We start from the raw sequence: 25,231 nt of genomic DNA, 5'->3' as shown, positions 1-25,231 counted from the left end.
TAAAAGATAAAGATGAAAGAAGGATTAGCAGGCAAAATTGCCAAAGCATTTATAGGATCTAAGTTAACGGTCCTTCTAATGATCGTGTTCATGGTCATTGGGGTATATAGTTCGTTCCTAATTCCAAGGGAGGAGGAGCCTCAGATAGATGTGCCTATGGCAGATATCTTTGTAGGCTATCCAGGGGCCAGTCCCACTGAAGTAGAGAGCAGGGTAACCAAACCCCTTGAAAAGTTAATCTCCAATATTAAGGGTGTAGAATATGTGTATTCTACTTCCATGGAGGAGCAGGGAATGGTTATAGTGCAGTTTTATGTTGGTGAGGATATAGAACGTTCGTTTGTTAAACTACAGAACGAGATCAACAAGCATATGGATGAAATGCCGCAAGGCGTTACCTATCCTTTGATAAAAACCAGGGCTATAGATGATGTTCCTATGTTGGGACTTACCTTATGGAGCGAGAATTATGATGATTACCAACTAAAGCAAATTGCCCAGGAACTTACGGATGAAATTGAAAAAGTAAACGATGTTTCCGCTACCCAAAAGATAGGCGGGCGTAACCGTCAATTGCGTGTGGTATTGGACAAGGATAAATTGGCGGAAAGCGGATTGGATTTTCTTACCGTTGCCCAAATGATCAAAGCCAATAACCAACAAATTAGCGGTGGTACTTTTGATAAGAACGATACCGAATTTATGGTGACTACAGGTAAATTCCTGGAAACTGCTACCGATGTGGAAAATTTGGTGGTAGGCGTACAACAGAACCGTCCTATTTATCTGAAGCAGATTGCCAGTATACAGGATGGTCCCGAAATTCCTAAGGAATACGTATCACTGGGTTTTGGGCAGGGAAGTGAACAAAGGGAAACCTATAAGTCCGAATATCCTGCCGTAACCATTTCCATAGCCAAGCGCAAAGGGGCGGACGCCATGAATATATCGGATATTATTTTGGAGAAGGTAGATCATTTAAAGAAAAATCTTATCCCGGATGATGTGCATGTGGAGGTGACACGGAACTACGGGGAAACGGCGTCCCACAAGGTATCCGAACTGCTAATGCACCTTATTGGCGCCATAATAGCGGTAACCTTTGTTGTAATGTTGGCCATGGGATGGCGTGGGGGATTGGTGGTGTTTCTTTCAGTACCCATCACCTTTGCCTTGACTCTATTGAGTTATTATTTGTTGGACTACACCTTGAACCGTATCACCTTATTTGCATTGGTTTTCGTAACGGGTATTGTGGTGGACGACTCCATTATTATTGCGGAGAACATGCACCGGCATTTTAAAATGAAACGCCTGCCATTTAAACAGGCTGCACTGTATGCCATTAATGAAGTGGGCAACCCAACCATATTGGCCACTTTTACGGTAATTGCTTCTGTATTGCCAATGGCTTTTGTCTCCGGTCTTATGGGACCCTATATGTCACCGATGCCTATTGGAGCTTCCATTGCCATGTTGTTGTCCCTATTTGTGGCCTTGACGATAACACCATATTTGGGGTATATATTTCTTAGGGAGAAGGATAAGAAAGGGAAGGAAAAGGTAGAGAAACCTTTGGAGGAAACCTTTATATATAGAATGTACCATAAGTTTGAAAACCCTTTGATCGAAAACAAAAAGAAACGATGGTTGTTTTTGGGAATTACCTTTCTGTTGTTATTGGGTTCCATAGGGATGTTCTTTACCAAATCGGTAGCGGTAAAAATGTTGCCGTTCGATAATAAGAATGAATTTCAGGTGGTCATAGACATGCCCGAAGGGACTACTTTGGAACGTACGGGAGTAGTGGCCAAGGAAATTGCCCAATATTTGAACACTCGTCCCGAAGTAGTAAACTACCAGAGTTATGTAGGTACTTCTGCACCAATAACATTCAACGGACTTGTACGTCATTATGATATGAGGGGAGGAAGTAATATGGCTGATATTCAAGTGAATTTATTGGATAAGGGCGACCGATCTGCCCAAAGTCATGAGATAGCCAGTTTATTGCGTCCGGAGATACAACGTATTGGGAACAAGTATAATGCCAATGTTAAGATTGTTGAGGTACCACCTGGACCTCCTGTGTTATCTACTATTGTTGGGGAAATATATGGCCCTGATTATGATACACAAATGGATATTGCAGATCAGGTACAGCAGATTTTGAAAAACACCCCGGATGTGGTGGATGTGGATTGGATGGTAGAAGCAGACCAGGTGGAATATCAGTTTATAATAGACAAGGAAAAGGCAATGCTTTATGGTGTGGCACCACAACAAATTGCCCATACCATGAATATGGCCCTGTCGGAAAGGGCGGTGACCAATCTATACGATGAAAATGCTTCCATTCAAATAGGTTTGATATTGGCCTTGGAAGAAAAGGAAAAATCAACTATTCAGGATATTGCCCAATTGAAGGTGAAATCACAGCAAGGAAATATGGTCCCTATAGCAGATTTGGTAGCTATAGAGCAGACCACAAGGGCCAAGAGTATTTATAGAAAAAACCAAAAGCGGGTGGTCTATGTACTTGCCGATATGGCCGGGGATTTGGAAAGTCCAGTGTATGCCATTTTGGGAATGACCGATAAGTTGAAGGCAATGAATTTGCCAAAGGGATATTCCATTGATGAGCTGTACATAAAGCAACCCGATTTTGAGGATAATTATACCGTAAAATGGGATGGGGAATGGCAGATAACCTTGGAGGTATTCCGGGATCTGGGATTGGCCTTCCTAGGGGTAATTTTCATCATCTATATATTGATCGTGGGCTGGTTCCAAAATTTTAAGGCCCCAGTAGTGATGATGGTGGCCATACCACTTTCCTTAATCGGGATTGTATTGGGACATTGGATGTTGGATGCATTTTTTACGGCAACTTCCTTTATTGGAATGATTGCGCTAGCGGGAATTATGGTTAGGAACTCGGTGTTATTGATCGATTTTATTAATCTGCGATTGGCGGAAGGTATTCCTTTAAAACTGGCCGTAATTGAAGCCGGTGCCGTAAGGACTACCCCTATTCTATTAACAGCGGGAACCGTGGTTATTGGAGCGTTTGTAATCCTATTCGATCCAATTTTCCAAGGGCTGGCCATTTCTTTGATGGGAGGTACAATAGTCTCTACCGTACTTACCTTGTTAGTGGTGCCTTTGGTGTATTATATGATAGAAAGGAAGAACTATAAGTAATTGCGAGTTTAAATGAGATAGTTCTACAGATCCCTGAGCGGAGTCGAAGGGAGCGCTCTAGGAAATTGATTTAATCTATGTGGGAAATGGCTATTTATCCAAATTTTAAGGACCGGTCTCTAAGCTTAGTCGAAGAGAGCCCGGTATAGCCCAAAGAAGGTAAAGCCTCAAGAAATCATTTTGGCAATAGAATTGAAACTAAAAATAAATAATAATGAAACTACTCATAGTAACCGTTGTGGAGGAGTTCGCCAAGGAAACTCTAAAACTCTTTAAAAAAGCAAATATTGAAAGCTTTAGTGGCTCCGATATAGATGGATATAAAAATCCAGCCCAAGTGCTCATGGCTTCAAATTGGTTCCCCAGTGAAAAAGGGGGTGTAGAATCTGCCATGTTTTTTTCCTTTACCACAGAAGAGAATATTGAAATCCTTTTTCAACTTATCTCTGAATTCAACAATAATTTGGAAACCAACAATCCCATAAGGGCTGCCGTGGTTCCCATAGAAAAATATATTTAGTAACCTTTAAAAAATAATATTATGATCAACAGGTATATCCGGGCAATTGCCGGGGCTTTTGTAGTTATTAGTGTTGTATTGGCCGTATACGTAAACATAAACTGGTTGTGGTTTACCGTTTTTGTAGGGGTCAATCTTTTTCAATCTGCATTTACACAATGGTGCCTTATGGAAAAGATTTTATTCAAATTGGGGGTAAAAAAGGAAGGCGATAGTTGTACTGTTTAGTGCACCAAATTCTTCCGAATTTGGCGGTGTCGAGTAAGATAGTACCGGCTTTTTGTTGATTAACAATTAAGAATTTATCAAACATACCTTAGATACTATTTTTAATCCAAAGGTTTACCTCTCTTGTCCATATGCAATTATAATTTTGGGAGGACAAAGAGGTATTTGGAACATTTTTTTTGTTCTGGATTGGTAGGAATAAAAAATGCCCCGATTTCCCGGGGCATTCTAAAACTAACTCAAAACTCAATAAATGAAACTCAATCTTTTTTTACCAAGGCTTTGAAACCCCCTGTAATATCCAAGGTTTGGACCATGGTGTGTCATTTTCGTATTTTCCGGGCACATCGTTGGTGTGACTGGTTGTTTCCAATGAAGATAATGCTGCATTGTAATTAGCTTCATTAATATTTCTTTCTTCATCAGGATATTGAAAACGAACTGGGATTACTGACGATAGGGCAAAAGGTCCAGTCTGTAGATCAGGAAGTCCGGTACGTCTCCAATCCAAATATGCCTCAGAAGCGGTAGCAAAGTTGGCTATCCATTTTTGTTCCATGATCTGGGCTAGTGTACCATCAAAGGCAACCTCGGCATTATCTATATAATCTGCATATTCATCGCCAATTCCCCATGTATCCAAAGATGCTTGTACTCCTTTGTTATAGTTTCCTTCTGCATCTGTACCCCAACCTTTTAGGGCAGCTTCTGCTTTTAAGAAACAAACTTCCGCATAGGACAGAACCCTAGCTTTTAAGAAATCTCCACTAGCTTCTTTAAACTGATCGTTCATTAATGAAACATGTACATTGCCTCCACCTTGTACCGGGTTAGGGTTCAAGTTATAGGTGTATGGCTCTGATCCTTGATACGATACTGGGAGACCCACATAGGTGCTACTAGTATCTACCAAACTTAATCCAGCCAAACGATCGGCTTTCCAAGTATTTTTGTCATATATCTTTAGACCATTATCTGCAAGAGTTTCTTCATTGATATAACGTACTCCATCTACAACCACATCATCTTCTCCACCAGGAACGTCTGCTGCAGCCACAACTTTAATTGGAATTGCAACAGGTGCAAACCAAATATTGGCTCTTGGGTCATTAAGCTCCCTTAATCTATCGGTAAAAGTAGTACAAGGCTTAACACGATTGAAGGCAGATGCTCCTCCTGTTGAACTGTTGCTAGGTTGTGCAGTTCCATCAGATGTACCTATATAGGCCAAGGCACACTCCTCATCCACACTGCTGATCAAAGGTTTCGCCAATGTGGCCGTTACCCCTGCTTGTGCATAAGATGGGTCTTTCTCAGACAATCGCATGTAATAACGTAGGGCCAAGGAGTTGGCGTATTTCATCCATTTTTCGGCATCGCCTCCAAAGAAAATATCTTGGCTGGCACCAAAGGCCTCCAAGTTGCCCATATTGTTGGATATTGAAGCAGCAGCAGCTACAAAATCAGCAATAGCCCCCTTATATACAGCTTCTTGGGAATCATACGTTGGCAAAATAACATCTTCGTCAGCTTGTACAGCGTTTGAATAAGGAACGTCTCCATAGTAATCTGCCAAAGTAACAAAGTTCTGCGCCATTAATATTTGGGCAATCGCTTCATGTAAGGTATAACCTAATTCTTGAGACCGTTGTAGGGCTAATTTAGCACTACGCAAGTTTCCGTAGTAGGTGTTCCATCCACTGCCATCCCAATCGTAATTGTTGTTGCCCCAAGAATCTTTTTGGGTGTATTGTACAAAGGCAGATAATTCTCCACTATAGCCTTTACTACCTACGTCCAAAGCGGTATTCACCATCACTTGTGTTAATAAAAAACTTGGATTGCCTTGGCTCGGATCTACCCCGTTGGGGTTTTGGTTAATTTCTGTAAGCTCATTGTCGCACGAAGTAGCGGACAGTAGACAAACTACGAGAAATAGTTTAAATATCTTATTTATTTTACTCATGATTTTTTGTTTTTTGTTTAAAGTGCCTAATTAGAAACTTACGTTAAGTTTGAAACCTATTGGAATAGTAAATGGATTTATATTAAAGCGCTCTATACCTTGCTTAAATTGGATACCACTTCCTCCTTGTGTACTTGATTCGTGCTGGAAAGCCATCTCAGGATCGATTCCTATATCGGCCTTGGTCCATAGGATAATATTTCGGCTAAATAAAGATATATTTAGATTTTGAAGTCCTACTTGTTTTATATGTTTGCTTGGCACGGAATAAGTAAGTGAAATTTCTCTTAATTTTACGAAATCGGAATCAAAAGTTGCATTTCTGGTAAAGTCCCATCCGTAGTGATCTTGGTATCTTGTAACCACGGTTCCAGGACCCCCAAGGTTTTCCGCTGTAGCTATGAAGTTGCCGTTATCGTCATAATCTCCTTGAACCCCTGGCATAAATACACCATCGTTCAATGTAATTCCACCTTCGGTATAAGGAAGACCACCATCTGCTGCTGTAGGCCCACCAACCAATACATAGAATTCACCATCTTCAGATAAGAATTGGTCCGCGTTTTCCCTTAAGTACGCAGGAACATCGGCAATGTCATTAAAATTGTGCAATTTATCAATCCATCGTTGGGTATGTAAATCAGATTCCCCATATCTGTGGGTTTGCGATACAAACTGTCCGCCTTTTCTCCAGTCAAAATTCATGGAGATGCTCCAGTTCTTATAAGAAGCGGAAGTGGTCATCCCTAAAGTGAAATCTGGGTTAAAGTTGCCAATAATTGGAGCAACCCTGTTTCCGTCTGCGTCTTCTCTAGTTCTGTCGCTACTCTCGAAACCGGAATCATCAATAATAGGCCATCCAAAATAAGGTGAGTTGGGATCTTCAACACGCACTAGTGCAGCATCAAAAATATTTCCTATTTCTTCACCAACCCAAGTTATAGCACCACCACGGGCATCGGTCCAAAGCGTTATGGAATTCATGCCTTCAGCCAATTCAATTACCTTGGTTCGGTTTCTGTTAAACACGAAGCCCATATCCCAACGCCAATCATTGGAGTTTATGATGTTAGCATTTAAACCAGCTTCTATACCTGTACTTCTCAATAGACCAGCATTGGTGTTTTTAGAGCTATACCCTGAGGAGATAGGTAGGGCAATTCCAAAAATTTGGTTTTCGTTATCGGCGGTGTAATATGTAAAATCCATACTTAACCTATTGTTAAAGAAGGCCAAATCAGCTCCTCCTTCCCATGAGGAAATACTTTCTGGTTTTAAATCAGGGTTAAGTAGCGTAGAGGGCACGGATAACAAAGATCCTGATCCCCATGAGGTACCGCCATTTAAAGTGGGCTGTAGGTTGTATGCTCCAGTATCGTTTCCTACTTCGGCATAACCGGCACGAAGTTTTAATAAGGATACCCCGTTGCCAAAACCAAGAAGCTTATTAACCAATAAACTAGTGGATACGGAAGGGTAAAAATAGGAATTGTTATTGTCTGGTAAGGTACTGGACCAATCATTTCTTCCTGTAACGTCTACATAGAACATATCTTTAATACCAATACTAGCCATTCCATACAAACTATTTACTTGTTTTTCATAACTGTTGTAAGAGTAAATTAAATTGTCGTTGGCTATATTGGATAAGGTGAACAACCCTGGTGTTAAAAGTCCAGATCCTCTATTTATGGTAGAATTTAACAAATTGTTTCCTTTTAAAACCCTTTTGTTGCCTCCTCCAGATATTGAGAAATCCCATCCTTCCAGTCTTTTGGCGTAAGTTAATAAGAAATCGACGTTTGTTTCATTTGTGAAAATTTTGTTGATACCATAGGCCCCATTCATGTCTCCAGTATATCCTTTAGACAATTTGGTTTCTCGTACTTCGTTAATTTCATCCATGTTGTAACGAACCATACCCGTTAGATCATCGGTGATTTTATACTCTCCTTTAACATTACCATAAAACCTGTTTCTTTCAAAACCATTGTTGTTCTCGTAAGCTAAGAAATAAGGGTTGTTCCATTCGGTTTCTGTTGGATCGTCCCCAAAATTATAAGGTGAATTTTGGTAGATGCCTTCGTAACCTGGCAACCAATAATCTTTCATTTGACGCACATCAATATGTGGGTTCAATTCGTAAACTGCCTGCATTGCGTTGGCCCCGCGGTTACCAACAGGTCTGTTGTCCGCACCAGTTTTTGTGTAGTTAAGACTAGTACTAACCGTAAATTTTTCGTTTAACTTCAATGATGAATTTAAACTGATGCTATGTTTGTGTAAATCCGTATTAGGGATGTTTCCCTTGTTCTGTAGATCCGAATAGGACAACCTATAATTAATTTTTTCAGTATTGTCCTGGATCGAAATATTATTGGTTGTCGTAACGGCCGTTTGAAAGAAATTCTTTGGATTGTTGTATGACTTCAATTCCCTTGGAACGGGAACACCACTAGCTATTTCCTCTGCGCTATATGGCCATTGGATTGCCATGATGCCTTTGTCCAGTTCAGGACCGGCCCAAGCAGCAGAGGTTTCACCAATGATAATAGCTCCATAGGAATTCGCCGGGAAATTGTCTTCGGTATAAGGTCTGGAACCTGTTGCAAACCTATTGTGGGTATCTAAGAAACGACTAGGAATATCAAAAACGGTACTGGTATTTATAGTTACTCCCAATCCTTTTTTAGATTTTCCAGACTTGGTTGTAATTAATATAACCCCGTTACCTGCCCTAGAACCATAAAGTGCCGCTGCACTGGCACCTTTTAGAACCGTAACACTGGCAATATCGTCTGCATTGATATCAGAAATGGCATTACCGTAATCCACTTTGTTATCCCTACCTATTTCTGTAATGTTATTAGCCGTATTAATTACAGGAGAACCATCGATTACAAACAATGGTTGGTTGTCACTGGACAGCGAAGCTGCGCCCCTAACATTAATGTTTACAGTAGAACCTGCACCACCAGTAGAATTGATATTCACCCCGGATACCTTACCGGAAAGAGCGTTTAAAACGTTCTCTTGAGGAACGTTATCCAAAGCATCACCACCTACCTCACTTACAGAATATCCCAAGGATTTCTTTTCCCGAGATATACCTAGAGCCGTTACTACAACTTCTTCCAATTGTTCGGAGGAGGTTGCCATAGTGACATTAAGGGTAGATTGGTTCCCAACAACTACTTCCTTTGTTTCCATTCCTAAATAGGAGAACACCAAAACAGCACTACTGTTAGGAACAGTAATACTGTATATTCCGTCAAAATCGGTGGTTACACCAGTGGTAGTACCCTTTACTACCACGGACACCCCAGGGAGCAATTCGCCATCATCACTGCTGACGACTCCCGTTACACCTTGTTGTGCCAACATGATTCCAGAAACCATGCTGAACAAAAGGAAAGTCAAAAATTTCAAGCTGCTTTTTTTCATATTCATTTGTATTAATTGGTTGAGTAATTAGCATTTCGTTAACAAAACTATTGTAAAATAATCGACAAAAAGCATAGTATTTTATTAGATACTTATGGAATTTTACCTCTTTTTGGGTCAATATTATGATATTGAAAATTTTAGGTTAAGATATGTTTGATTTTTGGTAAGAATATTTCTTAAAGGTAAACTGCACCATTTTGGAACCTCACTATTTGGGACCGATTTATGGTTAAAATAGGTAGTGGTATTATATATATTGATATAGGTAGGTCATATCAATATTTATTATGTGATACTTCATTCATTATACAAACTGCTATAATTTTAACTTAATTGCCCTGAAATAAGTCAAAAAACTAGGTCTTATGTCAATATACCATGTAAATGAAATAAGATTTACTTATTCAATCACCTCTATTTGAATTTAATTTGTAGGTAATTAACCAAAATGCCAAACCAATGTTAGCAGGGATAGATTATTTTATTGTAATAGCTTATATAATAGGAATGTTATTACTGGGGCTATATTTCAAAAAATTTGTCAATAGTTCCGAAGATTATTTTCTAGGAGGCAAAAGCCTCCCTTTCTGGGCCATTGGTATGTCGATCGTAGTATCGGACATTGGGGCATTGGATTTTGTGGGTGTGTCAGGTCAAGCCTATAGATATGGTATTTCTGTCGGCAACTTTGATTGGGTAGGTTCAGTTCCTGCAATGTTGCTGGCGGCCTTTATTTTTATTCCTTATTTCTGGCGTGGGGGTATGTACACTATTCCGGAATACCTGGGAAGAAGGTATAACCAAAAGGTAAGGACTATTGCTTCTGTTACCTGGATCCTGTTTTTTGCCTTGGATTTGGGGGTTCTTTTTTGGGCCAGTGCAGTTCTATTAAATGTTCTTATGGGGTGGCCCATCTGGATATCCATTGTTGCCACTGCCGGTGTGGTTGGTCTATATACCTATTTTGGGGGTATTACTGCTGTAATAATGACCGATGTTGTTCAGTTCGTTATAATGTTTATAGGAGGCTTTGCCTTAGTTTTTCTGAGTCTTTACGAAGTTGGAGGATGGGATAATATGGTAGATAAAATCGCTACAATGGGACCCGAGTATCGCAATCATTTCGATATTATACAACCACAGGATACGAAATCGCCCTTTCCATGGACTGGAATTTTATTTGGTCTAACCTTTGTTATGGCCAATGCATACATGATAGGTAACCAATCTATTGTACAGCGCTGTCTTACCGCCAAAAACGAATGGCACGCAAAGGCGAGTATGATTTTTGGATCTGCACTTAAAATGTTTATTCCAATCTTGGTTTTGTTTCCTGGGCTTATGGCTGTAGTGGTTCATCCCGGATTGCTGGACGGAGATCAGGCGCTGCCAATGATGATCAAATCCATTCTGCCTCCCGGTTTGGTCGGACTTATGTTCGCCGCATTTTTTGCAGGGCTTATGTCCAGTGTGGATTCCTTGTTGAATTCAACGGCCACCTTATTTACAAAGGATATCTACGAACCGTTTATTAAAAAAGGGGCGGATGACAAACATTATTTAAAAGTAGGGCAGATTACCACCTTGGTGCTGTTGCTTATTGGAGTTGCTACCTCACCAATTAGCAGCGATTTCCCAGGGATTTATGTGGCCATACAAACCTTTATGTCCTATTTCCAAGGACCCATATTCGCCATTCTTCTTTTAGGAATATTCTGGAAACGAACTACGGAATGGGGAGGTCTTTCGGCATTGGTCATAGGCATTGGTTTTGCCATATATCTTAATGTATTTAAGGAACAATTCTTCACCATAGAAGATCCTTTTCTTTATATTTCCTGGTGGTCCTTCCTGTTAGGGTTTATAATTAATGTTGTAGTAAGTCTGCTCACCAAGAAACATACCGAAGAACAACTTAAAGGCTTGGTGTTTAGTTCAAAAATTTTAGTGGAAAATAAAAAACTGTAATATGTTCAATTTTGACTGGCTTTCCGGTGTTTCGCAAGAAACTGCAAAAATGATATTTCTTTCTTTGTACGCCCTAATAGGACTTTTGGTGCTGTTATTGCCTACGGAATATGTGTACCAAGGCATTGCCAAGGAAGATCGGCACTGGTGGAACAATTTAAAACTATGGTCTATTGCCGTACTTTGTATTTTGGCATCGATCTATAATCATTTTTAACCCCTTAATAAAAAAGTATGGAGACAAATGAAATAAATGCGGGCTTAAAGGCCGCTCAAATTAACAATGCTCTTGGATTTTTCATTATGGCTTTTGGGGTTATTGTACTTTTTGCAATGATCTATACGGAAACCTTCGTAGAACATATGACCGATATGGTTGCTGGTTTAATACTAATATCCATTGGTGGCGGAATGATGTGGAAAGCAAAAAGAACTATAAAGAAATTAAAATCCAAGAAGGAATAATAAAACATATAGAATGCACAAGTCCGTCCAAATAAAGTTATCGGATAATTGGAGAATCCAGAGTTCAAGTAAAGTTTCGGAAAAGGGGAGTGATATCTCTACAAACCCCACAATTTCGGAAAATTGGTTACCCGCCGTCGTTCCTTCAACCGTTTTGAGCACTTTGGTGGCCAACAAGGTTTACGAAGACCCCTATTTTGGGGAGAATTTAAAGACCATCCCAACAGAACTATTTAAAGTATCCTGGTGGTACACAAGCAGTTTTGAACTCACACAGGAGCAATCCAATGAGTTTGCCAGCTTAAAATTTGACGGTATAAACTATAAGGCCAATGTTTGGTTAAATGGACAACTCATTGCCGATGCCACTGATATAGACGGGGCATTTCGAATTACCTCTTTTGATGTAAGTACACATATTAAAAGTGGATCCAATATTTTGGCCATTGAGGTAATTCCACCCCAACCCGGCGATTTTAGTATAGGCTTTGTAGATTGGAACCCTGCCCCACCAGATGGGGATATGGGTATATTTAGGCCCGTAACCTTGCACCTTCATGGTGGGGTACAAATTGAAAAACCCTTTGTGAAGACCAAGGTAAATCTTAAGACCTTGAAAGAGGCCGACATTACTGTTTCGGCGGAACTGACCAATTATTCCAAGGCTGAAATTTCTGGAGATTTAGTAGGGACCATAGGGGCTATAGTGTTCAAGAAAAATATAAGCTTGTCCCCCAATAATAAAGAGCTGATCACCTTTGACAGTAAGGATTTTGTGGGACTTAATTTTAAGGAGCCTAAACTTTGGTGGCCCATTAATTTGGGGAATCCCGATCTCTATAATCTGGATTTAAAATTTGTTGCCAAGGAGACGGTCTTGGATACTGCCCAGCTGAGATTTGGAATTCGCGATATACAGGATTATTGGTTAAACGATATTCATAGAGGTTATAAGGTAAATGGGCAAAAGGTATTGATAAAAGGTGCCGGTTGGACAGATGATATGCTGTTGATGGATACGGACGAAAGTATTGAGGCCCAAGTGAAGTACGTAAAACAAATGAATCTCAATTGTATTCGTTTGGAAGGATTTTGGGGAAAAGACCACAAATTGTACGACCTCTGTGATGAACATGGTATACTGTTAATGGTAGGTTGGAGTTGTCATTGGGAGCATGAGATCCATATGGGGGTCCCGGTCAATGAGCGATTTGGAGGTGTATATAAGCCAGAGCATATTTCCCATGTTGCCCAAGCCTGGGAAGATCAGGTGATATGGCTTCGCAACCACCCAAGTATCTTTGTTTGGACTGTTGCCAGTGACAAGGTGCCGATTACGGAATTGGAGCAAAAATATATAGACACTTTCGCCAAGTATGATCCCACAAGGCCTTATTTAAATTCTACAGGTGGTGTGGGCAGTGATCAACACGTTATAGGCAGTGAGGATGTAATTAGTGAGATTAGTGGATCCTCTGGGGTAAAGATGTTGGGTCCCTATGCCTATACTGCCCCGGTTTATTGGTTTACGGACACCAAATTTGGCGGTGCCTATGGGTTTAATACAGAAACCGGTCCCGGAGCTCAGATTCCCCAATTGGAAAGTCTAAAAAAGATGATTCCTCAAGAACAATTGTGGCCATTGGGCGAAGCCTGGAATTTTCATTGCGGACGGTATGAGTTTGCCGATTTAAGTAGATTTACCAAGGCCATGGATGAAAAATATGGAGCTCCCAGTTCCTTGGAAGAGTTCGATAGAAAGGCCCAGGCCATGAACTATGAGCTTATGCGGCCTATGTTCGAAGCTTTTCAGGTCAACAAAAAGAAATCCACGGGTATTGTCCAATGGATGTTGAATGCGGCCTGGCCAAAGATGTATTGGCAGTTGTACGACTATTATTTAAATCCTACTGCAGCGTTTTACGCTACCCAAAAAGCATGTTTGCCCCTAAGTCTTGTATACAATTATGGGGATAAACACATTTATGCCATTAATGACCGCCAAGGGACGGAGGAAAATTTGACTGCCCATATTAGAGTATATTCTATAGGGTCGGAGATGTTGTTCGAGGATAAGGTAAACTTTACTTTGGATCCGGATTCATCAAAATCTATTTTCGAATTAGGGAAACTCAAAGGGCTTACCACTACCTATTTTGTAGATCTTCGTTTGTTGGATAAAACGGGTGTAGAGATCAGCAATAATTTTTATTGGCTATCCACTAAAGAGGAGGTGTTGGACTATGAGGCCGATTTGGGACCATTTGCATTTCACACCCCTAGTAAGGTATATGCAGACTTTACCCAGTTGAATGAGCTGCCTAAAACCCAGTTGGGGCAATCACATTATTTTGAGCAGGACAGTGAACAGCAAAATATCAAGGTAGCACTTAAGAACAACGGTGATCATATAGCATTTTTGATTAACCTAAAGGTAATGGATAAAAAGACGGGAGAACTTGTATTGCCCATATTCTGGGAAGATAATTTTATAAACTTACTACCAGGGGAGGAACGCATGGTTTGCGCCAATTTTAAAGGAACTTCCGAGGCCGAATTGAAGGTAGGGGGATGGAATTTGGAATAGTCCCAAGAAAGAGATCTTTTCCTTGTTTTGATTAGCAGACATTTAATTACTGTTACTATGTTAATTTGTGTAAAAAATTTAGTTGCTATTGCCCTTCTAATATCGGCTTCGTCCTGTAAGGAAAAGGTGAAGGTAAATAGCTCGGAAACTTCTGTTAAGCATCCCGCCATAACCATTGAAGAATACATTTACCCCATAGGCCAAGGCTTAACGCCCCAATGTCATGCTCCAACTATAGATGTTAGTAATGGTATTCTGGTGGCTTCCTGGTTCGGGGGAACGGAAGAAAAAAACAATGACGTAGGTATTTGGGTTTCTAGAAAAATTGGAGGTAAATGGACAACCCCGGTTGAGGTAGCCAATGGTGTGGAGGAAGATGGAATTCGATTTCCAAGTTGGAATCCGGTTCTTTTTAAACCTCAAAATAAACCTTTGATACTCTTTTACAAAGTTGGTCCCGATCCATTATATTGGTGGGGAATGTACAAGGCCTCTGAGGATGATGGTCTAAACTGGTCTTCGCCTATAAGATTGGCAGACAGTATTTTGGGACCGATAAAGAATAGACCAGTTACTTTATCCAATGGGGATATTTTATCACCTTCCAGTACCGAGAGCGAAACGGTAGGTCATAAAATCCATTTGGAAAGAAGTGTGGATTTTGGCAAAACATGGACCAAAACGGCCCCTTTGAACGATGGTAAAACATTTAAGGCCATACAACCGGCCATCCTAGATCACGGCAACGATACCATCCAATTATTAAGCAGAACCTATCAGGGGGTAATAGGGCAAAATTGGTCCTATGACGGTGGATTCAGCTGGAGCGAAATGACTGCTACGGATCTTCCCAATCCTGATTCAGGGATTGATGCCATTACGCTAAAGGACGGTCGACATTTATTGATTTATAATCCTACCACCATTGAATCCGAGGATAGGGTTCCCTTGAGCGTAGGTCTTTCCCAAGACGGCAAAATATGGAAAAGAGTGTTGGATTTGGAACCCTTAACAGCAACAACAGACAAAAAGGGAGAGGAATATTCGTACCCCACCCTGATTCAAAACCCTAACGGAATGGTACATATAGTGTATACATGGAATAGAAAGACCGTGAAACATGTAGTTTTGGACCCTGAAAAATTATAAACGAAATCATATTATAACAACCATTGACAATGAAAAAACTAGCAATAAATGGCGGCTTACCTAGTCGCGATACCAATAAGAATCCCTGGCCTAAATGGCCGGTCTGGGGGAAGGAAGAGGAAGTTGCTCTGATAGAAGTCCTGAATAGTGGGGTTTGGTCCTATAATGGGCCAAAGGAAATGGAGTTCAATAAACTATTTGCGGCATATACGGGGACAAAACATGCCATATGTGTTGTAAACGGTACCATAACCATGCAAATTGCTTTGGAAGCCTTGGGTATAGGCGTTGGTGACGAGGTTATTGTCCCTGGCCTAACGTGGCAAGCTACTGCTGCCACGGTAATCGATGTAAATGCTACCCCCATATTGGTGGATATTTGTGAGGATACCTGGTGTATAGATCCAAAAGAAATAGAAAAGGCCATAACTCCAAGAACAAAAGCTATTACGCCAGTACATCTCTACGGTGCCTTTGCGGATATGGATGCGATAATGGCCATTGCCAAGAAACATAACCTTTATGTAATTGAGGATTGTGCCCACAAGCACGGAGGTGAATGGAAAGGTAAAAAAGCCGGAAGTATTGGTAATGTCGGGAGTTTCAGTTTTCAATTATCAAAACATTTAACTGCAGGTGAAGGGGGATCTATTACTACGGATGATACTGATTTGGCAGAAAAAATGGATGCCCTGAGAAATGTTGGTCGCAGACCGGAAGGAGATTCGTTGATCGGTGCCGACAAAGGGATAGGGGATTATGGTGATGACGGTAATTTTATACAGTCCGGTAACTATCGGATTACCGAATTTCAAGCAGCTATACTGGTAGAAGGCTTAAAAAGATTGCCAGAACAGAATGCAAACAGAGACGCCAATGGGGTTTATTTAAATACGCTTCTAAAGGAAATAGAAGGAGTGACCCCGTTAAAAAGAGATGATCGGGAAACCAAAAAGGCTTATTTCAATTTTGTTTTTCGATACGATTCAAGCAAGTTCAAGAATTTGCCTATAGAGAGGTTTAGATCCGCCCTGGAAGCGGAATTGGGTATAATTGTGGATGCCTGCTATGAGCCTTTAAATAATTGCTCATTGTACGTACCACATACAAAACCTTCCAGACACAAATTAAATGATGCCTATTGGAAAGCTATTGATCCAAAAAGATTTTCCTTACCAGTCTGTGAACGTATTTTTAAGGAAGAGTCGGTTTGTGTACATCATAAAGTGTTAATGGGAACAAAAGCGGATATGGATTTGGTGGCCGATGCCATAAAAAAGATTTATACCCATGCCGAGGAATTAATGGACTAGGGTAGTATTGGTGGTGCTAAAGTTGTAGCTTTTATAAAATAATATTTTGGACATATGAAATTGTTTATAGGCCTTCTCGCTATTTTCACTTGGAATAATCTTGTTTTTGGTCAAGATTCCATGGATGTCCCAGATAATGAAAATATGCCCCAAAATGGCATTTGTGCCCATAGGGGGGCCAATGAGACCCATCCGGAGAATACTTTGGCAGCCTTTGGGGAGGCTATTCGTTTAGGAGCGCAGATGATAGAGTTGGATGTTCAAATGACCAAGGACAATCAGTTGGTGATTATGCACGATGACAAGGTAAATAGAACGACCAATGGCCGGGGACTGGTGAAAGATCTTAGGCTGAAAAAAATAAAAAAACTCGATGCCGGCAAATGGAAATCCAAGGAGTTTAAGAAAGAAAGGGTCCCCACTTTAAAGGAAGCACTGGATATTATGCCGAAAAATATCTGGCTTAATATTCATTTGAAAGGGGATGAACGTTTGGGTGCTGCAACAGCCGAAGCCGTGATTTCAGCGGACAGAATCCATCAGGCTGTTATTGCCTGTGAAAATGAGGCGGCAAAAGGGGTAAGGCGTGTAAATCCAAATATAATGATGTGTAATATGGAGCGCCTATCTACCCGCGCTGAATATATAAATGGGACCATAGAAAATGGCTTTGCATTTCTTCAATTAAGAAGTAGTAGGGACGATGAAAATATTCTGACGGACTTAAAAAAGCTAAAGGATAATGGGATTCGCATCAATTATTTTCATTCCGAAGAGGAAGGGCGCGTTAAGGAATTATTGGATGCGGGGGTCGATTTTATTTTGACCGATAAGTTATCAAAAATGCTTCAAGCTTTTGAAAATGACTATTGAAACGCTACTGCCCGGCCATAGAAATTTAAGTAATTTATAAAAAATGGAAAAAATTAAAATAGGCCTAATAGGTGCGGGATTTATATCGGATTATCACGCTCGTGGACTGCAAACCTTGGCCGATGTTGAAATAGCGGCCGTAGTGTCCAAAAACCTAGATAATGCCCAAAAATTTGCCCTTAAATACAATATTAAAGAGGCGCTGAACGATATCTCTTCGTTTGTAAAAAGAGATGATCTGGATGCAGTAATTATAAGCACGCCCAATCAATTTCACGCTCCCTATGCCATAGAGTTCTTGCAGAACGGTAAGGATGTTTTTCTTGAAAAGCCCATGGGAATGACCGGTGATGAAGGCAGACAAATAGCTGGGGTAGCAACCAAGCATAACCAATTGGTGATGGTTGGTCATATGTGGCGTTTCGATACCGATACCCGTTATATAAAGGATACCGTAGCCTCGGGAACAATAGGAAGAGTATTTAAGACCAAGGGCTACGGAATACATGAAAATTGGGGCCCTTCCGGATGGTTTACCAAAAAGGAGTTGGCCGGGGGCGGGGCCTTGGCAGATATGGGGGTGCATGCCATTGATGCAGTAAGATATATCTTGGGAGATCCAAAACCCGTAAAGGTATATGCCAGAATTTCCACGGAATTTGGGGATTATGATGTAGACGACACGGGAATCTTGGTAATTACTTGGGGCAATGGCACGGAAAGCATCATTGAAAGTGGATGGTGGCATCCACATATGGACGGACCTGAAGCTAGTACCAGTCTGTTTGGGACTAAAGGTTATGCCAATCTGTTTCCTACATTTTTAAAAATGAAGGAAGGTGAAGGTACGGTAACCACAGTGCCCGAGCTCCCAAAAAGGGAGGATCATTGCGACCAAATAATCTATACCCGTCAAATGGAGTATTTTGTAGAATGTATCAAAACCAGACAACAACCGGTTCCAGGACTTACGGAAGGACAAATGGTGCTGGACATTGTGGATGCGGCCTATAAATCGGCCGAAACAGGTGAGGTGGTCAACTTAATTTAGGACCTGTACTATTTAAAACTTTTAAAAAATGGCTCTGAGTGATTTAAGGGACAATATTGAAAACATCATTTTTGACCTGGATGGAACCCTGTGGGACCCTATGCCCATGAGCATTAAGGCTTGGCATACCGCTTTGAATGGATTCGATTGTATTAAAAACCCCATTTCCGAGGAAGATATACAGGGTATTTTGGGAATGCAGCACGATTTGGTAGGCAAGAAATTATTTCCATATTTAAGCGAAGAGCAGCAATTTGAAGTTATGAATAGTTGCTATGTACAGGAGGTAAATGACATTAAGGAGTCCGGAGGGGTTTTGTACCATGGATTGGAGGCAACTTTGAAAACCTTAGGTAAAAAGTATGATCTGTTTATAGTCAGTAATTGTCAGGCCGGCTATATAGAAGCCTTTTATGAATTTCACGGTTTAAGTGCTTACTTCAAAGATTTTGAATGTTCGGGCAATACGGGCTTGTCAAAGACTGAAAACGTAAAAATGGTCATTGAAAGAAATAAACTCACCAAACCCATCTATATTGGGGATACCATGGGAGATTATTCAGCGGCGATTGGGAACCAAATTCCTTTTGTTTTTGCCAAATATGGCTTTGGAGATGTTCCCAAAGCGGAGCATTCTATTAATAAAATAGTGGATCTAGAACTTCTATTTTAACAGCGGAACTTCATCTATTTTTAAGGTGTTGGCTGGTCAAGTAATACTTAATTGGCTTGAACAGCTTTTGTCAATTAGCAGATAAGGGGTAATCTCAATAGTAGTCACTTCTACTGAGTCCCTTTTACGGGGCTCCCGATAGCTATCGGGGGAGAAGTCGCACAGGATAGATTTTCATTTTGGAATCCAGATTTGCGCTTATAATAATTTAGCAGGCTCACGATTATTCTGCAAATCCTGGTTGAGGTATTGGTAAGTTGTAGCTCCGTTCAACCCTTATTTTTTGTACTTTCAAGGCACAATTTATACCTATCCGTGCAATTTTAATGGTTGGTATTAATATTTTGAAAGCTTATATTTGACAATGAGTATAAAATTTTGACAATGTATTTGCGTAGAATTAATGTCCTGATCTTATTTTGTAGCCTAGGTCTTCTCGGAATTTCTTGTGATAGATCACAACAGTTCTCTGAACCTTTACCTAAAGTGGTCGATTTTAATTTTCACGTAAAACCCATATTGGTACAGAATTGTTATTTGTGCCACGGTCCCGACCCAAGTAGTAGAAAAGCGGAATTGCGACTGGATACTTACGAAGGTGCCACGGCGGCGCTCAAGGAAGGCGGTCATGCCATTGTGCCAGGGAAGACTTCCAAAAGTAATCTGGTGCAGCGTATTTATAACGAAGATCCTGGCCAGATAATGCCACCACCTGAGACCAATCTGAAGCTTACCGAGAGGGAAAAAGCCCTTTTGAACAAGTGGATTGACCAAGGGGCGCAATGGAAAGAACATTGGTCCTTTATTAGCCCGGAAACCAAAATGGACCTAGAAGACCCCAATGCCATCGATTTTTTAATAGGCAAGCAAATGGAAGTGAAAGGCTTGGAAAAAGTTCCAATTGCCAATAAAAATTCCCTTATCCGTAGAGTATCCTATTTACTTACCGGCTTACCTCCAAATCCAAAGGATGTACAGAAATTTATTGCTGATACCACTAAGGTGGCCTATAATAAAATGGTGGATGTTTATTTGAATTCACCTGCTTTTGGGGAAAGATGGGCAAGACATTGGATGGATTTGGTGCGCTACGCCGAAACAAAGGGCCACGAATTTGATTATACCATAACGGGTGCCTGGAAATACCGTGACTATTTGATCAGGGCATTTAACGAGGATGTACCCTACGATCAAATTTTGAAAGAACATATCGCTGGGGACTTATTGGAGAATACTAGGGAAAATAAGGAAACCGGAGTTTCAGAATCTAGGCTCGGTACCACTTTCTATGTAATGGGCGAAGGCACCCATAGTCCTGTTGATGTGCGCCAGGACGAGGCAGATCGTATTGATAATATGATAGACGTTACTACCAAGACCTTTCAGGGATTGACGGTTTCCTGTGCAAAATGTCACGACCATAAGTTCGATCCCATTACTGCGGCGGATTATTATGCACTTTATGGGGTAATGGAAAGTACCAGGTTTTCACCTGTTCCTGCCGATGTTGATAAGGACAAAAAATTGGCGGCCAAGGAATTGGTCGATCTTAAAACCTATATGCGAAAGTTGGTGGCAAGTAAATGGTCAACAGCGAAAAATAGTGCTGAAAATGCAGAACTTGCGCAGAATAAGGCAGTAGCCACGACAAATAAAAATTATACCCTTATAGGCGATTTTAGAGGCAGCGATTTTGATGGTTGGACCAGTGATGGCTTTGCTTTTGGACAGCGATCTACCCTGGGCGACCCCATAGTAGATCCGGCTACCGGTAAATTGCTTGGATTGCAGGACGGGAAGGCTTCCAGCAAGGCAATGGGAATGGGGATTTTTGGAGCCTTACGATCTCCGAATATGGTCTTGGATAGAGATTTTATTGGGGTTAGGGCCCTTGGTCAAAACAGTAGTATTAGAATAATTATAGACAATTTTCAATTGATCCAAAATCCCATTTATGGGGGAATGGACCAAAGGGTGAATACCGGGAACTGGAATAATTTTGTTTTCAACGTGGCGGCCTGGAAAGGCAGAAAGGCATATATTGAAATTATACCAGGGGGTTATGAGCGCCACATATATAATCTACCTGAGGATGCATATATAGAGGCACAATATGCCATTGCCTATGATGGCGAATGGCCGGCCAATATGGAAAATGGGATTAGCTTGGAACAGGTCAATAATAATTGGGCCACCTTGGATATCTCTCCGTACAAAGTTAAAATGCTTAACGAAGATCTTAAAAAGGGAAAATTGCCTTTAAATTTCCCTGAATTGAAACCGGTGGTGGATAGTAGCCAACAATTGGCCAATAGATTAAAAACCGATTCCTTTTTTAATGGGATATACGATGGCTACGGAATTGACAGCCCTATTTTTAATAGAGGCAACTATAAGGAGCCTTCCGAAGAACCTATTCCTAGGAGATTTTTATCGGTATTGTCATTGGGCGATTCCGTATTTAAATCTGAAGGTAGCGGTCGTATGGAATTGGCTGAGGTGATGTTGAACAAGGATAATCCTTTAACATCCCGTGTGATGGTAAACCGGATTTGGCACCATTTGTTTGGGAGAGGAATTGTGGAAACTGTTGACAATTTTGGCCTTCAGGGAAAATTGCCATCCCATCCTGAACTCTTGGATTACCTGGCTGTTAAATTTCAGAATGATGGCTGGTCCATAAAAAGCATGATAAGGGCAATAGTTACTTCAGAGGCTTTTAAAAGGAGTACTTTAAGGAATGATTTGCTGGCCAATAAGGATCCCAACAATATTTATTTGGCTTCATTTCCTGTAAGAAGGTTGGAGGCTGAGGCCATTCGCGATGGAATACTGGTAGTTACAGAAAGTTTGGATTCCACTATGTACGGCCCACCAGTAGCCACTTATCTTACTGAATTTATGCAAGGTCGTGGGCGGCCTGGGAAATCAGGGCCTATAGATGGGGAAGGCCGGAGAAGTATTTATTTGGAGGTCCGAAGGAATTTCTTGGAGCCAATGATGACCACCTTTGACCGTCCAATACCCTTTAGCACTTTTGGGAGTAGGAACGTTACCAATGTGCCTTCGCAATCCTTGATATTAATGAACGATCCATTGGTTGCACAACAGGCAGAAATCATGGCCGGAAAGTTATTGGAAAAAGGATTGGTCAGTTTTGAGGAAAAAGTACAGTGGATCTATATGCAGGCTTTTTCACGTTTGGCAACTTCGGAAGAACTTGAGAAGGCATCCAATTTTTTTGATATGCTAAGGACCATGGAGGGAAAGGCAGATGCTTCGGCTACCCAAGAAATGGCAGTATGGAAAGAGTATTGTCATAGTATTTTTAATTTAAAAGAATTCATATACCTTATATAATGGGCCATCATCACAATACTAAACCAAGGGTTATTTCCCGCCGGGAAATGTTGGGCTTATCGGCCGGAGGTTTCGGGTCATTGGCTTTTATGGGTCTTTTTGGGACCCTGCCATTTGGCTGCAAAAGGGCAAGTCACCTAGAAACTGCTTCCAACCTTTATTTGGGACCGCATTATTTGCCCAAGGCAAAAAACGTAATCTTTCTCTATATGGATGGGGGAGTATCGCAAGTGGACTCCTTTGACCCCAAACCGCGTCTCACCAAGGAGAACGGGGAGGATCCAAGAAAGAAATTTAAGGTAGATGCCACACAGTTCGACAATGTGGGCAAGATATTAAAAAGTCCATGGGATTTTAAGCAATACGGGGAATGTGGGATGCCGGTGAGCGATCTGTTTCCACATATTGCCACCTGCGTAGACGACATTGCTCTAATAAGATCCATGGTTTCCAATTTTCCGGAACATACCAATGCCAATTATTTTTTACATACCGGTAGTGGTTTACAGGGACGCCCAAGTATGGGTGCCTGGATGAACTATGGATTGGGGAGCGAGAATAAAAATATACCTGGCTATGTTGTTCTGGACGGGGGGCTGGTTCCCCCAGGAGGATTGGACAATTTTAAGAATGGATTTTTGCCGGCATCCTATCAGGCTTCTGTATTTAAATCTGGTCCAGAACCTGTAGCCAATATCAATCCAAGGGAAGGCATTAAAAATCTTCAGGAGGAAAAACTTCAGTTTATTAAACAATTGGATAATAGTTTAATTGGGAAAATTGGAGAGGCCGATGCCGTGGAATCGGCCATTTCCAATTATGAACTTGCCTATAAAATGCAATCCTCCATTCCAGAACTTACCGAGTTTAAGGAGGAAACTGAGGCCACCAAAAAACTGTATGGCATGGATTCCGATGATCCCAATTTGAGGGGGTATGCTTCTCAATGCATCTTGGCAAGAAGGTTGATAGAGAGGGGCGTTAGGTTTGTAGAACTTACTTGTCCCAACGTTGGTCCAGGTGTTGACAGGTGGGATCAGCACAGTAATTTAAAAAAAGGCCATGAAAAAAATGCACATGCCGTTGACCAACCTATAGCCGGACTGCTCAAGGATTTAAAGTCCCGTGGACTGTTGGAGGAAACATTGGTGGTTTGGACCGGAGAATTTGGAAGAACACCCTTCGCACAGGGAACGGATGGTAGGGACCACAATCCGTCCGCGTTTAGTATGTGGATGGCAGGAGCGGGTGTTAAGGGAGGTACTATCTTTGGCAAAACCGATGAATATGGTTACCGGGTAATAGAAAACGAGGTAACGGTACATGACCTACATGCAACCATTATGCACTTGCTGGGATTGGATCACAAACAATTGACCTTCCGATTTGGGGGCCGTGACATGAGATTGACGGATGTTCACGGGAACCTTGTAAAGGATATTTTAGCCTAAACCAAACTTTAATTTTAATACACGCGAATGAATATTTTTAGCAAAGGACTGCTCTTATTAATGATTTCCCCCCTGTTTTTTGTAAATCAGGGCATTACTTTTCAACCTGATCTTTTCCCCATAAAGGCAAAAGAAATTAGGCATTCGTTTTTTATAGCGGGACCGAATTTTACAGGGATTATTGGAGAGGATGGAGAGGAAATTTGGGATTCCGGAAAAAAGGGCGCAAGGGACGGTTATGTCTTAAAAAATGGCAATATCCTTATTTGTTGGGCAGACGAAGTGCGGGAATACAGTAAGAAAAAGAAGGTGGTTTTTACCTATTCCCGAGCAGAGAAAACTATGGAATTGGGAACTGTGGTGCGTTTGTCCAATGGCAATACTATGATTACCGAATCAGGATCAAATCCAAGAATAGTTGAAGTTAATAAAAAAGGGGAGGTGGTTAAAAGTGTTCCTCTAAAACCAGATACCGATAATATTCATATGCAGACACGAATGGCCAGGAAATTGCCCAATGGAAATTACTTGGTACCCCATTTATTGGCCTTTGCCGTTAAGGAATACCAACCAGACGGTAATGTGGTGAATGTTTTTAGAACGGATTTGGCAGATTTGGGAGGTAGGGAAGCAGAAAATTGGCCCTTTACGGCCATTCGCTTGGATAATGGCAATACCTTAGTTACTTTAACCCATGGAAACAAGGTGGTAGAGTTTGATGCCAATGGCAAAGTGGTTTGGGAAATAAACAATTCCCATGTAAAGGAGTCTCCATTTGTTGACCCTTGCGGAGCTCAAAGATTACCCAACGGAAATACGGTAATTGCCAGTTACGGGGCACAAAAGGGAATAAAACTGTTTGAGGTGTCTCCCGATAAATCCTTGGTCTGGAGTTATGACGGACATAGGGTGCATCACTTTCAGATTTTGACTACCAATGGAAAACCTTTGATGGGTACTCCTCTTAAATAGCATA

General features: G+C 41.1%; 17 protein-coding genes. 15 read left to right on the top strand and 2 right to left on the bottom strand.

Annotated features, from left to right (window positions below; genetic code table 11):
* Window positions 1–12: 12 nt before the first annotated feature.
* The 3 genes from U735_RS0122540 (at window position 13) to U735_RS0122530 (ending at window position 3,952) form a co-directional block, all read left to right on the top strand.
* Window positions 13–3,204 carry an efflux RND transporter permease subunit gene (locus U735_RS0122540; RefSeq protein WP_031445984.1) on the top strand — a complete coding sequence of 1,064 codons (3,192 nt, stop codon included), beginning with the start codon at window positions 13–15 and terminating at the stop codon, window positions 3,202–3,204.
* Between the two features lie 214 nt (window positions 3,205–3,418).
* Window positions 3,419–3,724 carry a hypothetical protein gene (locus U735_RS0122535; protein WP_031445983.1) on the top strand — a complete coding sequence of 102 codons (306 nt, stop codon included), beginning with the start codon at window positions 3,419–3,421 and terminating at the stop codon, window positions 3,722–3,724.
* 21 nt (window positions 3,725–3,745) lie between these two features.
* Window positions 3,746–3,952, top strand: a complete 207-nt coding sequence (locus tag U735_RS0122530) for a YgaP family membrane protein (protein WP_031445982.1) — start codon at window positions 3,746–3,748, stop codon at window positions 3,950–3,952.
* A gap of 271 nt (window positions 3,953–4,223) precedes the next feature.
* Here the strand turns inward: U735_RS0122530 and U735_RS0122520 are convergent, their stop codons facing one another.
* Window positions 4,224–5,918 carry a SusD/RagB family nutrient-binding outer membrane lipoprotein gene (locus U735_RS0122520; protein WP_031445981.1) on the bottom strand — a complete coding sequence of 565 codons (1,695 nt, stop codon included), beginning with the start codon at window positions 5,916–5,918 and terminating at the stop codon, window positions 4,224–4,226.
* A 30-nt stretch (window positions 5,919–5,948) separates the two neighbouring features.
* The gene (locus U735_RS0122515) at window positions 5,949–9,362 is read right to left on the bottom strand and encodes a SusC/RagA family TonB-linked outer membrane protein (RefSeq protein ID WP_083260595.1); all 3,414 of its coding nucleotides are present in this window, start codon (window positions 9,360–9,362) and stop codon (window positions 5,949–5,951) included.
* Between the two features lie 462 nt (window positions 9,363–9,824).
* Between U735_RS0122515 and U735_RS0122510 the strand changes: the two genes are divergently transcribed.
* The 12 genes from U735_RS0122510 (at window position 9,825) to U735_RS0122455 (ending at window position 25,227) form a co-directional block, all read left to right on the top strand.
* Window positions 9,825–11,333, top strand: a complete 1,509-nt coding sequence (locus U735_RS0122510; RefSeq protein WP_031445979.1) for a sodium:solute symporter family protein — start codon at window positions 9,825–9,827, stop codon at window positions 11,331–11,333.
* Between the two features lies 1 nt (window position 11,334).
* Window positions 11,335–11,550, top strand: a complete 216-nt coding sequence (locus U735_RS0122505; protein ID WP_031445978.1) for a hypothetical protein — start codon at window positions 11,335–11,337, stop codon at window positions 11,548–11,550.
* Window positions 11,551–11,567: 17 nt separating this feature from the next.
* Window positions 11,568–11,798 carry a hypothetical protein gene (locus U735_RS0122500; RefSeq protein ID WP_031445977.1) on the top strand — a complete coding sequence of 77 codons (231 nt, stop codon included), beginning with the start codon at window positions 11,568–11,570 and terminating at the stop codon, window positions 11,796–11,798.
* Between the two features lie 13 nt (window positions 11,799–11,811).
* Window positions 11,812–14,385: a glycoside hydrolase family 2 protein gene (locus U735_RS0122495; protein WP_034248689.1), complete on the top strand. Its 2,574-nt coding sequence runs from the start codon at window positions 11,812–11,814 to the stop codon at window positions 14,383–14,385.
* A gap of 57 nt (window positions 14,386–14,442) precedes the next feature.
* Complete coding sequence (locus tag U735_RS0122490) at window positions 14,443–15,534, top strand: sialidase family protein (RefSeq protein WP_034248686.1); 1,092 nt, start codon at window positions 14,443–14,445, stop codon at window positions 15,532–15,534.
* Window positions 15,535–15,563: 29 nt separating this feature from the next.
* Entirely contained in the window at window positions 15,564–16,847 is a 1,284-nt protein-coding gene (locus tag U735_RS0122485; RefSeq protein ID WP_031445974.1) for a DegT/DnrJ/EryC1/StrS family aminotransferase, read from the top strand.
* Between the two features lie 54 nt (window positions 16,848–16,901).
* Window positions 16,902–17,720, top strand: a complete 819-nt coding sequence (locus tag U735_RS0122480; protein ID WP_051892297.1) for a glycerophosphodiester phosphodiesterase — start codon at window positions 16,902–16,904, stop codon at window positions 17,718–17,720.
* A 43-nt stretch (window positions 17,721–17,763) separates the two neighbouring features.
* Window positions 17,764–18,771 (top strand): Gfo/Idh/MocA family protein, encoded by a 1,008-nt coding sequence (locus U735_RS0122475; protein WP_031445972.1) that lies wholly within the window; start codon window positions 17,764–17,766, stop codon window positions 18,769–18,771.
* A 28-nt stretch (window positions 18,772–18,799) separates the two neighbouring features.
* Window positions 18,800–19,444 (top strand): HAD family hydrolase, encoded by a 645-nt coding sequence (locus tag U735_RS0122470; protein ID WP_031445971.1) that lies wholly within the window; start codon window positions 18,800–18,802, stop codon window positions 19,442–19,444.
* A 384-nt stretch (window positions 19,445–19,828) separates the two neighbouring features.
* Entirely contained in the window at window positions 19,829–22,804 is a 2,976-nt protein-coding gene (locus tag U735_RS0122465) for a PSD1 and planctomycete cytochrome C domain-containing protein (protein WP_031445970.1), read from the top strand.
* Window positions 22,804–24,255 (top strand): DUF1501 domain-containing protein, encoded by a 1,452-nt coding sequence (locus tag U735_RS0122460; protein ID WP_031445969.1) that lies wholly within the window; start codon window positions 22,804–22,806, stop codon window positions 24,253–24,255. The genes U735_RS0122465 and U735_RS0122460 overlap by 1 nt, the downstream gene beginning before the upstream one ends.
* A gap of 27 nt (window positions 24,256–24,282) precedes the next feature.
* Window positions 24,283–25,227, top strand: a complete 945-nt coding sequence (locus tag U735_RS0122455) for a beta-propeller domain-containing protein (RefSeq protein ID WP_051892296.1) — start codon at window positions 24,283–24,285, stop codon at window positions 25,225–25,227.
* Window positions 25,228–25,231 lie beyond the last annotated feature (4 nt).

The organism is Arenibacter algicola (assembly GCF_000733925.1).
Lineage (GTDB): Bacteria > Bacteroidota > Bacteroidia > Flavobacteriales > Flavobacteriaceae > Arenibacter > Arenibacter algicola.
Note: the sequence above shows the minus strand (reverse complement) of the source record. Positions and strands in the feature narration are given on the sequence as shown.

Coding starts and splice junctions, on each gene's coding strand:
- U735_RS0122540 (WP_031445984.1), top strand. CDS start 13: ATGAAAGAAGGATTAGCAGGCAAAATTGCCAAAGCATTTATAGGATCT.
- U735_RS0122505 (WP_031445978.1), top strand. CDS start 11,335: ATGTTCAATTTTGACTGGCTTTCCGGTGTTTCGCAAGAAACTGCAAAA.
- U735_RS0122500 (WP_031445977.1), top strand. CDS start 11,568: ATGGAGACAAATGAAATAAATGCGGGCTTAAAGGCCGCTCAAATTAAC.
- U735_RS0122475 (WP_031445972.1), top strand. CDS start 17,764: ATGGAAAAAATTAAAATAGGCCTAATAGGTGCGGGATTTATATCGGAT.
- U735_RS0122480 (WP_051892297.1), top strand. CDS start 16,902: ATGAAATTGTTTATAGGCCTTCTCGCTATTTTCACTTGGAATAATCTT.
- U735_RS0122535 (WP_031445983.1), top strand. CDS start 3,419: ATGAAACTACTCATAGTAACCGTTGTGGAGGAGTTCGCCAAGGAAACT.
- U735_RS0122510 (WP_031445979.1), top strand. CDS start 9,825: ATGTTAGCAGGGATAGATTATTTTATTGTAATAGCTTATATAATAGGA.
- U735_RS0122470 (WP_031445971.1), top strand. CDS start 18,800: ATGGCTCTGAGTGATTTAAGGGACAATATTGAAAACATCATTTTTGAC.
- U735_RS0122455 (WP_051892296.1), top strand. CDS start 24,283: ATGAATATTTTTAGCAAAGGACTGCTCTTATTAATGATTTCCCCCCTG.
- U735_RS0122515 (WP_083260595.1), bottom strand. CDS start 9,362: ATGAAAAAAAGCAGCTTGAAATTTTTGACTTTCCTTTTGTTCAGCATG.
- U735_RS0122530 (WP_031445982.1), top strand. CDS start 3,746: ATGATCAACAGGTATATCCGGGCAATTGCCGGGGCTTTTGTAGTTATT.
- U735_RS0122520 (WP_031445981.1), bottom strand. CDS start 5,918: ATGAGTAAAATAAATAAGATATTTAAACTATTTCTCGTAGTTTGTCTA.
- U735_RS0122460 (WP_031445969.1), top strand. CDS start 22,804: ATGGGCCATCATCACAATACTAAACCAAGGGTTATTTCCCGCCGGGAA.
- U735_RS0122465 (WP_031445970.1), top strand. CDS start 19,829: ATGTATTTGCGTAGAATTAATGTCCTGATCTTATTTTGTAGCCTAGGT.
- U735_RS0122490 (WP_034248686.1), top strand. CDS start 14,443: ATGTTAATTTGTGTAAAAAATTTAGTTGCTATTGCCCTTCTAATATCG.
- U735_RS0122495 (WP_034248689.1), top strand. CDS start 11,812: ATGCACAAGTCCGTCCAAATAAAGTTATCGGATAATTGGAGAATCCAG.
- U735_RS0122485 (WP_031445974.1), top strand. CDS start 15,564: ATGAAAAAACTAGCAATAAATGGCGGCTTACCTAGTCGCGATACCAAT.